The organism is Prodigiosinella confusarubida (assembly GCF_002847015.1).
GTDB classification, from domain to species: Bacteria; Pseudomonadota; Gammaproteobacteria; order Enterobacterales; family Enterobacteriaceae; genus Prodigiosinella; species Prodigiosinella aquatilis.
In genome coordinates this window covers 4120266-4132643 of the sequence record NZ_CP025085.1, presented here as the reverse complement: position 1 = coordinate 4132643, position 12378 = coordinate 4120266, and the positions used below count along the sequence as shown (strand labels likewise).

Sequence of the window (12378 nt, the reverse complement as noted above, 5' to 3'; positions counted from 1 at the left end):
TACATGCAAGGGGATTTACGCGATGCGTATTATTCTGCTGGGCGCTCCGGGCGCAGGCAAAGGTACTCAGGCTCAGTTCATCATGGAAAAATATGGAATTCCTCAGATTTCCACCGGTGACATGCTGCGCGCAGCAGTAAAAGCTGGTACTGAATTGGGCAAGCAAGCAAAAGAAATTATGGATGCGGGTAAGTTGGTCACTGACGAACTGGTTATTGCCTTGGTGAAAGAGCGTATTGCACAGGATGATTGTCGTAACGGTTTCTTGCTGGATGGTTTTCCTCGTACGATCCCTCAGGCTGATGCCATGAAAGAAGCGGGCATCAACGTTGATTATGTTATCGAGTTTGCGGTGCCTGATGAGCTGATTGTGGAACGTATTGTGGGTCGTCGTGTTCATGCATCGTCAGGTCGCGTATACCATGTAAAGTTCAATCCACCCAAAGTGGAAGGTAAGGATGATGTCACTGGTGAAGATCTGACGATCCGCAAGGATGACCATGAAGATACTGTGCGCAAACGTCTTGTGGAATACCATCAGCAAACAGCACCGCTGGTGACCTACTATCAGAAAGAAGCGTCTGCGGGCAACACGCTGTACCATAAAATGAATGGTACTCGTAAAGTGAGTGAAGTCAGCGCCGAACTGGCTGGTATTCTGGGCTAATAGATATCGTCGCAAATTGCTATTCGGTCGTTATGCGGTACGGTGTTAATTATGATGCCAGACACTATGTCTGGCATTTTTTATGGTTTTTTCACTACATCAGCTTCAGCAATCGCTAGTATTGATTTTAACCATGTTGTCTGCCCGTTTTTATTCGATTTTTTCGCTACAATAGCGGTCTGATAATGGGATTTAAAACAATACGCCAGCCCTGTAGCTGGAAGAGGATAACGTTAATGAGGCAAGAAAAACGTGGTGTGCTGATGGTTAACCTGGGAACACCCGATTCACCTACGCCTCAGGCGATAAAGCGCTATCTGGCCGAATTCCTCAGCGATCGGCGAGTTGTGGATCTTACCCGTTGGATTTGGTGGCCTATTCTCTATGGCATTATCCTGCCGATTCGTGCGCCGCGGGTGGCAAAATTGTATCGGTCTGTCTGGATGAAAGACGGTTCCCCGCTGCTGGTATTTAGTCGTCGACAGCAACAGGCATTGGCTGAACGCTTGCCGGACATCCCCGTTGCGTTAGGTATGAGCTATGGCTCACCCAGTTTGCACTCTGCGTTGGATAGTTTGTTGACTCAAGGCGTCACTCAGCTAACGGTTTTACCGCTTTATCCACAATATTCCTGTTCCACCACGGCAGCAGTATGGGATGGCCTGGCTACTCTCTTGAAACAGTATCGGCGGATACCCGCCATCCGTTTTATCCGTGACTACGCGGAACATCCGGCATATATCGCCGCATTGAAGCATCGCGTAGAACAATCTTTTGCCCAGTATGGTGTGCCGGATAAACTGGTTATCTCTTTTCACGGTATTCCGCAGCGTTATGCCGATGAAGGGGATGACTATCCGCTGCATTGTGCGGCGACGGCTGACGCGCTGACTGTTGCGCTGGGATTACCGAAAGAACGAGTGCTGATGACATATCAATCCCGCTTTGGTCGTGAGCCTTGGTTGACACCTTATACTGATGAGACGTTGAAAGGATTGCCAGCGCAGGGTGTGAAACACATTCAGGTCATTTGTCCTGGTTTCGCTGCGGATTGTCTGGAAACACTGGAAGAAATTCAGGAACAAAACCGGGATGTTTTTTTACATGCGGGTGGGGAGCGATTTGCCTACATTCCTGCACTGAATGCCGATCCTATGCATATCGATTTGTTTGAGCAATTAGTTACACAGGGTAATTGACGCACTGAACATCAGACGCTGCATTCGCGTCTGATGTTCTCCGATTTAAAGTGGACACGTTTTTACCGATTGTGCTTCATCAATATTCAGTAGCGTAATCATGGCGTCTGCAATTTCTCTCTCGCCCATGATGACCTGATTGGCACCATGTTCGGTAATGTAGTTAACTTCATCGTCATAATGCGCTCTGGCGATAATGATCAGATCTTCCCGTTTGGAACGGGCTGCGGCCACGATTTCTCCGGCTTCATAACCGTTGGGGATGGTCAGCAGAAGCCAACGAGCACAGTCCAGACGCGCAATGTCCATAATGTCTGGCCTGGTGGCATTGCCCAGTATGGCTTTGATGCCTTGTTCACGTAAGGCATCGACACGGGTGCGCGAAGTTTCGACCACTACTATCGGGATACCGGCCTGGTGCAGGCGTGATCCGATTAAGCTTCCGACTCGGCCGTAACCCACCAGCAGCACATGGTTGCATAAATTTACCGGGATCTGTTTTTCCTCTTCAATCGCCTCTTCCACGATCTGTTCTTCGATAGTTTCTGTTTTCATCAGATAACGACCCAGCAAGGAAAATAGCAGCGGGTTGATCATAATAGAAAGAATAGCGCCGGCCAGGACCAAATTGCGGGCATTCTCGGTCAGCAAGCCGATCGAAATACCCAGTCCGGCGAGAATGAACGCGAACTCACCGATTTGTGCCAGACTGACGGAGATCGTCAACGCGGTACGTTTAGAGTGTCCGAACAGTTTCACCAGTACAAAAGCGGCCACTGATTTACCCAATACAATGATTAATAGTGTTCCTAGTACGGCAATAGGTTCGTTGAGCAGAATCATCGGATCAAACAGCATACCCACAGAGACGAAAAACAGTACTGCGAAGGCGTCCCGCAGCGGTAGTGTGTCGTGGGCTGCCCGCTGGCTGAGTTCTGATTCGTTTAACACTACACCAGCAAAAAAAGCACCTAAGGCAAAAGAGACATCGAACAGTTTGACGGCACCGAAGGCAATGCCCAGTGACATCGCCAGCACTGCCAATGTGAATAATTCCCGTGAACCTGTACTGGCGCTTTTAGCCAGTATCCACGGCACAGCACGACGACCAACCACCACCATCAGCGTAATAAAGGCAATCACTTTACCGAGTGTCCAGCCTAAATCGTACAGTAATTGATAGATATTTGTGGTCGACGATTCAAACATATGGCCGAATGCTGGCAATAACACGAGTGTGAGCACCATGACCAAATCTTCCACTATCAGCCAGCCGATGGCTATTTTCCCACGCTGACTATCAATGAGTTGGCGTTCTTCCAGTGAACGCAGCAGCACCACAGTACTGGCAGTGGAAAGACACAATCCGAAAACCAATCCGTTTGGCAAACTCCAGCCCAGCAGGGAAGAAAGACCGATACCCAACAGTGTAGCAACCGCAATCTGCGCAATAGCGCCGGGGATAGCGATAGATTTTACTGCCATCAAATCTTTCAGGGAAAAATGCAGGCCAACCCCAAACATCAACAGAATTACCCCCAATTCGGCAATTTCGATCGCTAACTTGGCATCAGCTACAAAACCGGGTGTAAAAGGACCGACCAGCACGCCAGCAAGCAGATAGCCTACCAATGGGGAAATCCGCAAACGATTCGCCAGAATACCCAGTAGAAAAGCAAGTACCAGACCTACAGCCATAGTGGATATTAGCGGTGTTGTGTCATGCATCCTGACTCCTTTGCTTATAGATAAACGTGAATGAGCGAAGGTTCCATAGCCGATGAGGTCAGATGACTCATGTCGTTTTCAACCTTACTGTATCGCTTATACGCCATGCATAGGATTAAAGCGTTTGTGGGATAGGCTCATTAATTAAGTGTACATGTATATGGAAAACATAATGTGGGGAAATAAAAGAATTTTGTGATAAATCCTAATTAAACCATGTTTTTAATTATAACATGTATTTATCGGTATATTGGTTATTTTGTAATTGAATTATATGAATAATTAATTACTGTAAATCTAATCATTGATGATTTCACGATGGGCTTATAGACACATCGGCGATGATAGATCATATTCTGACTGTCATTACATGGGAAAATGTAGGGTTATATGCCTGATGGCTTGCAATTACATGAAAGGTTCTGTTTATCGATGATTACTTTGTGAATCAGTCCAGAACCTTCATGGTGTTTTCGGTAAGGGGAAGGGGAACCTGCATCTTGAGATGCAGGATATGTATCAGAATCTAACCGCGATGCCTTCAGCCGGCAAAACATCGTGCAGACCTTCTTGCACCAGTGATTCACGGGAGATTTCTTTAATGTTTTTCGCGCCGGTTAGCGTCATTGCTACACGCATCTCTTTGTCGATGAGGTTCAGAAGGTTGGCCACCCCCGCCTTACCGTTAGTGGCCAGTGCATATAGGTACGCACGACCTAGTAGTACGCTGTCAGCACCCAACGCAATCATCCTCACCACATCGAGTCCGCTGCGAATACCGCTGTCGGCAAGAATGGTGATATCGCCTTTCACCGCATCAGCAATGGCGGGCAGGGCGCGACACGATGAGAGCACACCGTCGAGCTGGCGGCCACCGTGGTTGGAGACGACAATCCCGTCGGCACCGAAACGTACCGCATCACGGGCGTCCTGAGCATCCAGAATTCCTTTAATGATCATCGGCCCATCCCAGAATTCGCGGATCCACTCTAAATCGCTCCACGAAATGGACGGGTCAAAGTTATTCGCCAGCCAGCCGATGTAATCTTCAAGCCCAGTCGGTTTTCCCAGGTACGCGGAGATATTTCCCAGGTCATGCGGACGGCCATGCAGACCTACATCCCAGGCCCACTGCGGATGGGTCACTGCCTGCCAGTAGCGGCGTAGCGCGGCATTGGGGCCACTCATGCCGGAGTGCGCATCGCGGTAGCGAGCCCCCGGCGTCGGCATGTCCACGGTGAATACCAGTGTGGAGCAGCCCGCCGCTTTGGCGCGCTCCAACGCGTTGCGCATAAACCCGCGATCTTTGAGCACATACAACTGGAACCACATTGGACGGTTGATGGCTGGGGCAACCTCTTCAATCGGGCATACCGACACGGTGGACAGTGTGAAGGGAATGCCTTTGTCTGCGGCGGCTTGTGCAGCTTGTACTTCCCCTCGACGTGCGTACATGCCACATAGCCCAACCGGGGCCAGAGCGACCGGCATGGAGAGCGTCTCATTAAACAGTGTAGTTTCCAGACTGAGTGCCGACATGTTTTTCAGCACACGCTGCTTCAGCGCCACTTGTGCCAGATCCTCCACGTTGCGGCGCAGCGTGTGCTCGGCATACGCACCACCGTCAATGTAGTGAAACAGAAACGGCGGTAATCTGCGTTGTGCGGCGGCGCGGTAATCAGTTGCGGCGGAAATAATCATGGCTTGTCTTTCCTTTTAACATCGGTATTTTCATCTGGTAGCCGGGTAATGCGTGATTGCCGGGCTTCATCTTCGTGCAGGTTTTTGATGGTGGTGTGGACAAACCCGAGGTGTGCTCGTGCGGCTTTGCTCGCGCGTTCCGGGTCGCCATCCAGAATTGCCCGCAGCAGTTCATCATGTTGTTCGGTGAGGTGGGCAAAGATGGTCGGTACGGTGTACATGCGCTGGCGGCTGTGCATCACCGAAGACTGAAGTAAATCGAAAAAACCGCGCATAGTCTGGAGTAGCACCACATTGTGCGAGGCTTCGGCGATAGCGAGGTGAAAACGCACGTCGGCCTGGGCAGCCAAATCTGGGTTGTCACTCTCTTTAAATTTCAACGTAGCATCAAAACAGGCTCTGAGTTTCTCTTTGTCCGCCTCGGTGGCGCGCATTGCTGCGTGCCAGGCAGTGCTGGCCTCAATGGCGTGACGTGCTTCCAGAATGTCGTAGCGATAACCGGGGTCGTTTTCCACCAGTGTTTTCAACGGCTGGACGATACGCTGTTCCGACCAGGGTTCGCGCTCGTAGCGCACGTAGGTGCCACCGCCACGGCGGCTGATCAGCACCCCTTCGCTGATCAATTTCTGGATCGCCTCGCGCAGCGATGAGCGAGAGACACCCAGTTCGGTGGCGAGCTGCCGTTCCGCGGGCAAGCGCATGCCCGCATCCAATTTTCGTTCATGAATCAGTGCCTTCACCTGTTCCACCAAGTGGTCGGCGAGGCGTGGAGCAGACAGCGTCATGGAATCATCCAGGTTAAGATATAGGCTTGAAGGGTAGTGATCACCCCTACCATGCAGGTGAAAATTAAGCTGTGTTTCACGGTAAAGCGGAACAGCTCAGACTCTTTACCCACCAGACCCACCGCTGCACAGGCAATGGCAATGGATTGTGGCGAGATCATCTTCCCGGTAACGCCACCGGTGGTATTGGCAGTCACCAGCAACAGGTCGGAGACGCCAATTTGCTGTGCTGTGGTGGCTTGTAACGCGGCAAACAGCGCATTTGATGAAGTATCGGATCCGGTGAGGAACACGCCCAGCCAGCCGAGAAACGGTGAGAAGAACGTGAACGCGTGGCCGGTATGCGCCAGAGCCAGTGCGAGCGTGGCGGAAAGGCCAGAGTAGTTCGAGATAAATGCGAACGCCAGCACCATGCCGATGGAGTAAATTGGTAGCGCCAGCTCTTTAAGGGTCTCCGTAAAGGTGGCCACGGCAGCGGCGGGTTTCATACGCAGATAAACAATGGACATCAGCGCGGCGACCAGAATGGCGGTGCCAGTGGCGGAGAACCAGTCAAATTTGTAGACCGCTGCGTACGGCAGAACGTTAGCTACCACGGGTGGCATTTTTGCGACCAGTTCGTTGAGGAACGGTACGGGGACATTGATAACCCAGTTTGCCAGCGTACCGCCCGAGGCAAACAACGCTTTAAACGGCGGAATGCTCCATAGCGTGACTGTGGCGGTCAAGAAGATAAACGGCATCCAGGCGCGAATCACTTGCCCGATAGAATAGTTGCCGCGCTCAAGCGTCTTGTCCACCATTGAGGCACCGAGATCGCCAAAGCGGAAAATACGCACTGGCTTCCAGACGCGCAGGAATGCTGTCAGACATACCAGTGAGACCAGCGACGAGATGATATCCGGTAGTTCCGGCCCGAGAAAGTTGGAACTGAGGTACTGGGCAATGGCAAATGAGCCGCCGGCGACCATGACCGCTGGCCAGGTCTCTTTGATGCCACGCCAGCCGTCCATGATCGCCATGATCCAGAACAGCACAATAATAGTCAGGAAGGGTAACTGACGGCCAACCATCTGGCCGATTTCAAAACTATTCAATCCGGTGACCTGACCAGCAACGGTAATCGGGATGCCCATGGCACCGAACGCGACGGGGGCGGTGTTGACAATCAGGCACAGCCCGGCGGCGTACATCGGGTTAAAACCCAGTCCCACCAGCAGTGCGGCGGTGATCGCGACTGGCGCGCCAAAGCCAGCGGCCCCTTCAAGAAACGCTCCAAAGGAGAAGCCGACAATCAGCATTTGCAGACGTTGGTCGGGGGTGATGGAGAGAATTGATGAGCGGATGATGTCGAACTGCCCGGTTTTTACCGAGATTTTGTAGACGAACACAGCAGCGATAATGATCCACGCAATCGGCCACAGGCCGTAGAAGAAACCGTAAGCCACCGAGGCGACAGCGCGGTCAACCGGCATGTGGTAGAAAAAAAGTGCTACCAGTAGGGCGAGAGCCACAGTAAAGGTAGCTGCCATATAGCCTTTAAGTTTGAGCTTTATCAGCGCGAAGAAAAAAAACAGAATCGGGATGGCGGCGATGAGGCTTGATAGCCAGATGTTACCGACCGGATCGTAGACTTGTTGCCAGACTTGCATGCAGGTATCTCCAGAACGTGATGTACTTATTATTTCTTACTTGATTGGTAGGACCAATCTTGTGATGTAAGACAAATGATGACCAATCGTTGATCCAGTGTTAACAAATGGCAATGGATGTGTTGTTTTTTTTGTCGTTATGCCCAAAACGGTCACATTTTCGATTTGATTGGTAGGACCAATATGAGGGCTGATGTCAGAAGGGATCGGTGATCGTCAGGCAGAACTGAAAAACCGTGATTTAACGGTGACTGTGCAGCGTGGTCCGATGATACGCTTTGTGTGACGGGGGAACGTTATCCGCTACTGTGTTACGAAGCGGTAGCCGAGAGTCCACTGGCCGCGAAACCCTCGGCTACCAACTTTTTTAGTCTCGTTTGGCGATGTCGGCGAAATTGGCTTTCAGCAGATGCGCGAGATCTGATGCGGCCAGTTCAATATCCAGACCGCGTTTTCCCCCGGAAATAAAAATGGTGCCAAACTGTTGTGCCATTTCATCAATCACGGTAGGCAGTAATTTTTTTTGACCCAGCGGGCTGATCCCACCGACCAGGTAGCCCGTAACCCGTTGGGCAATTTGTGGGTCGGCCATATCGGCTTTTTTGGCGGACAGCGCTTTTGCCACTTTTTTCAAGTCCAGCTGACTAGCGACGGGGGTGACAGCCACCGCCAGTTTTTTTGCATCGCCGTTTAATGCGACCAACAGTGTTTTATAGACCTGCTGCTTATCCAGGCCAAGCTTGCTTGCTGCTTCTTCACCGAAATTGGTTTCATCAGTATCGTGATGGTAACTGTGAAGCGTAAAGGTGATGTTATTCTTCTCAAGCAGTTTTACTGCGGGAGTCATGATGTCACGGTCCTTACATGGGATAGGTTGTTCAATGAGTCTGTAATAATTGGGGCAGGTTGCCGTCGCCATACAGATGAAGTGCACCGACGGCCACGACATACTGCCCGGGAGGCAGCGTTATTAACCGTTGTTTCCAGTGACGGTTACGTTGATTCATTAACAGTTCCGACATTTCATTGCCAAATGTAGGCGGAATCTGTCCAGTTAAAACGGGTTTGCCGTTTAACCACCAACTCACCATGGTTTGCAGTAGCCGGGCGTTGGTGTGCCAGTGGATTAATGTGTCTTCTAACAGTTGTGCCCCGCCATGTGGTAATTGTTGTAGCAATCCTACCTGTGCTTGCTGACCTTCCAGTTCAATAATTTCCAACCCTTGCTCTCTGGCCGCCGTAATCAACTGATAGTCGATACCATAGTCGGGCCGCAATCCCAGCATCAGGGCCTGCCGAGCCTGTAGCATTAAGGCTATCTGCCAGGCGGGGAGATGTTCAATACTGTCATAATTGAAAGTCAACTCGGTACATAATTTTTTCAATAACGCGTCGGTTTTTGTATCCAGCCGCTCCGCCAGCGGTGGTTCGCTCTCAATATCGCTGAATGGCGAGCTTTGGTCTGAAATATCGGCTTCTACCACCAGTGCTGAAGCGTGTTGCAGTTGCCGACGTAATTCAACGGGCAACGGAGACATATCAATAGTTCCCATGTGAATACTGCCCACCAGATGAAATTGCCGCTGGTTTGCTACCTGAACATCGACGGCGGGGTAGGCATAGTCTCCTGGAGAGATAAAACCCAGAAATGTCGCCATTTGTCGTAGCAGTTGCCTCATACGCATTGTCTCCTGTGATGATCTCCCCATGCTAAACGCATCAAGGGACAAGTTGTATCGGTATTAGACCGAAAAGAGAGAGTTTGTTTGACCACCCTTGAGTGGTCAGGTGTTTACATCAGGAGCGGGGAGTGAAACGCAGCAATCGGTTAGCGTTGCTGACTACCGTGATGGAAGAGAGTGCCATGGCTGCTCCGGCGATGACCGGACTGAGTAGTGTTCCGGTAATGGGGTAAAGCACGCCGGCAGCGATAGGGATACCCAGCGAGTTATAGATAAACGCTCCCATAAGGTTTTGTTTCATATTTCGCAGCGTAGCGCGCGATAGCGCCAGAGCATCGGCCACGCCATGCAAACTATGGCGCATTAGCGTCATAGCGGCCGTTTCGATAGCGATATCACTGCCGCCGCCCATGGCGATTCCCAGATCTGCCTGAGCCAGCGCTGGTGCATCGTTGATACCATCACCAATCATGGCAACGCGTTTACCCTGTGCCTGTAAGGCTTTAATCGCATCCGCCTTGCCGTCTGGCAACACTCCGGCGATGACTTGATCGATACCGGCTTCTTTGGCAATCGCGTTGGCGGTCACCGGGTTATCTCCCGTCAGCATGACTAATTGATATCCCTGTTGATGCAGGCGCTGTAACGCACTTGCGCTATCCTGGCGCAGTGGATCGAATATCGAGAACAGTGCAACGATTTGACCGTTCGCCGCCAACAACACCGGGGTAACGCCACGCTCTGCCTGCTGCTGCAAGCGTTGCTGAGGTGATAACCCATCAGGTTGGACGGTGGTAAGTGCAACCTGATGTTGGCTTAGCAGTGACGGATTGCCCAATAACAAGGATATCGAATCAGCCTGCCCGCTGACACCCAACCCCCGCAATGTCCGAAATTGGGTGATTTCACTGAGAGGCAGTCCGTCAGCCTGGTTGACGATAGCTTTTGCCAGTGGATGATTGGCCCCCTGTTCCAGCGATGCCGCCCAGATAAGCGCTTGTTGCTCACTGATGTCGCCAAAAGTATGGATTTTCACTACCCGTGGTTGCCCTTCGGTCAATGTCCCGGTTTTATCGAATACCAGTACATCCAGTCGACTGGCCTGTTGCAGTGAGTCCGCATCACGTACCAGTACACCCAGTTCGGCGGCCCGCCCAACGCCAGAGATAATGGACATTGGGGTCGCCAAACCCAATGCACAAGGGCAGGCGATGATCAGGACTGTGGTGGCGATCACCAGTGTGTAGATGATTTGCGGTGGTGGTCCGATGAAATACCAGATGGCTCCGCTGATCAGCGCAATCGCGACCACTATTGGTACAAACACGGCAGAAATTCGGTCTGCCAGTTGGCCAATGGCAGGTTTGCTGCTCTGAGCCTGACGAACCATGTGAATGATTCGGGCCAGGGTAGTCTGGTTGCCAATCGCTTCAGCCCGAAAGGTGGCGCTGCCATCCTGCACCAGTGTACCGGCATGGATTTTCTCGCCGGTTGATTTTTGTTGCGGAATCGGCTCACCAGTAAGCATGGCTTCATCCATCCACAGGTCGCCTTGCAGAATTTCACCATCAACTGGCACTCGGTCGCCGGTGGTCAGACGCAGTGTCATTCCGCTCTTCACTTCCGCCAGTGGGATAAGTTGATCTCCCTGTGGAGTGACGGCCCGTGCCGTCGGGGGGGTTAAATCCAGCAGGTGTTCCAGTGCACGAGATGACCGTTGACGGGCTCGTTGCTCCAGTGCATGACCGAGATTAATTAGACCGATGATCATGGCGCTGGCCTCGTAATAGAGGTGACGCGCTTCCAGTGGGAAGCTATCCGGCCAGAGGTTGACGGTGATGGAATATAGCCAGGCGGCACCCGTCCCCAACGCTACCAGGGTATCCATGGTGGCGCCGCCGTTGCGCAGGCTGCGCCAGGCGTTGCGATAGAAGTGTCCTCCGGCAAAGATCATCACGGCCAGTGTGAGCACACCTATCATCAGCCACGGAGTACGATTCCCGGCGGTTAATGTCATACTACCGCCCAGAACGCCCCACAACATCAACGGGATACCCAGTAGTAAACTCAGTGCCGCCTGCCACTGGAAACGCCGAACGTTTTGCTGTGCTGTTTGCTGCTGACGCGCCCGTCGCTCCTCTTCGTCCAGAATGATCTCAGCGCCATAGCCCGCGTTTTCCACTGCGGCGATCAATGCCTGATGCGATGCTGTTCCGCTGACCAATGCACTACGCTCGGCCAGATTGACCCGGGCCTGGGTGACGCCGCTGACGTTCTCAAGCGCCTGTTGTACCCGATTTACACAACTGGCGCAGCTCATACCTTGCAGTAAGAGCTGAATACTCTCTTCGTCATCTGTATTTTCAGTGATGGCCGGAATGGATACTGAAGCCGCTGACAGCATTTCCGGCGTAGTTGCTATCGGTGTCAGCGGCTCAGTTTTTGGGTGAGCAGCACCTGTAGTGTCGCTGGCATGGAAACCAGCCTGTTCAACAGCTTGCACTAGTGTATCTGGGGTTACGTCACCGTAAATCAGCGCTTGTTCCAGTGAAACATCCACTGCACTAACATCAGGAACGGCTTCCAGCGCTTTACGGACCGACGCCACACAATGCTGGCAGTTCAGACCGGAAAGCTGCAAGGTGACGTCCGGTATGGTGGCGGGGCTGGCTTTATAGCCAGCCTGCTCTATCGCAGCAATCAGCGTGTGGTTGTCTGCTTCGCCGGTAATTTTGGCATACTTTAGTGATACCTCTGCATGTTCCACATCCGGACGATCTTCCAGTGCTTTTTTTACTTGCCCAATACAGTGCTCGCAGGACAAACCCTGTAGTGATAATACAATAGTTTGAGACATAATAATTTTCTCCCGTGATCACAACCGTTGGTCAAACTCGTTGACCGGTCGTATGATTTCCACTAGTTATAAGATAGGTTAAACCTTCCAGCAAGGGGAGGGTCAAG

General features: G+C 51.8%; 9 protein-coding genes. 2 read left to right on the top strand and 7 right to left on the bottom strand.

Annotation, left to right across the window (positions count from 1 at the left end; all coding sequences use genetic code 11):
• Positions 1-22 precede the first annotated feature (22 nt).
• The gene (adk, locus tag CWC46_RS18795; RefSeq protein WP_037381342.1) at positions 23-667 is read left to right on the top strand and encodes an adenylate kinase; all 645 of its coding nucleotides are present in this window, start codon (positions 23-25) and stop codon (positions 665-667) included.
• Between the two features lie 236 nt (positions 668-903).
• A complete protein-coding gene (hemH, locus tag CWC46_RS18790; protein WP_021015007.1) occupies positions 904-1866 on the top strand; it encodes a ferrochelatase in 963 nt (320 codons plus the stop codon).
• Between the two features lie 45 nt (positions 1867-1911).
• Here the strand turns inward: hemH and ybaL are convergent, their stop codons facing one another.
• The 7 genes from ybaL to copA form a co-directional block, all read right to left on the bottom strand.
• Positions 1912-3594, bottom strand: a complete 1683-nt coding sequence (gene ybaL, locus CWC46_RS18785) for a YbaL family putative K(+) efflux transporter (RefSeq protein ID WP_021015008.1) — start codon at positions 3592-3594, stop codon at positions 1912-1914.
• Between the two features lie 519 nt (positions 3595-4113).
• Positions 4114-5295, bottom strand: coding sequence for an FMN-dependent L-lactate dehydrogenase LldD (gene lldD, locus CWC46_RS18780; RefSeq protein ID WP_021015009.1), 1182 nt, complete (start codon positions 5293-5295; stop codon positions 4114-4116).
• Positions 5292-6080, bottom strand: a complete 789-nt coding sequence (gene lldR, locus CWC46_RS18775; RefSeq protein ID WP_021015010.1) for a transcriptional regulator LldR — start codon at positions 6078-6080, stop codon at positions 5292-5294. Before lldR ends, lldD begins: the two co-directional genes overlap by 4 nt.
• Positions 6077-7732, bottom strand: coding sequence for an L-lactate permease (gene lldP / locus CWC46_RS18770; RefSeq protein ID WP_021015011.1), 1656 nt, complete (start codon positions 7730-7732; stop codon positions 6077-6079). The genes lldR and lldP overlap by 4 nt, the downstream gene beginning before the upstream one ends.
• Positions 7733-8099: 367 nt before the next feature.
• The gene (ybaK, locus tag CWC46_RS18765) at positions 8100-8579 is read right to left on the bottom strand and encodes a Cys-tRNA(Pro)/Cys-tRNA(Cys) deacylase YbaK (RefSeq protein WP_021015013.1); all 480 of its coding nucleotides are present in this window, start codon (positions 8577-8579) and stop codon (positions 8100-8102) included.
• 31 nt (positions 8580-8610) lie between these two features.
• Entirely contained in the window at positions 8611-9411 is an 801-nt protein-coding gene (locus CWC46_RS18760) for a TraB/GumN family protein (RefSeq protein ID WP_021015014.1), read from the bottom strand.
• A gap of 118 nt (positions 9412-9529) precedes the next feature.
• Positions 9530-12271, bottom strand: coding sequence for a copper-exporting P-type ATPase CopA (gene copA / locus CWC46_RS18755; RefSeq protein ID WP_021015015.1), 2742 nt, complete (start codon positions 12269-12271; stop codon positions 9530-9532).
• Positions 12272-12378 lie beyond the last annotated feature (107 nt).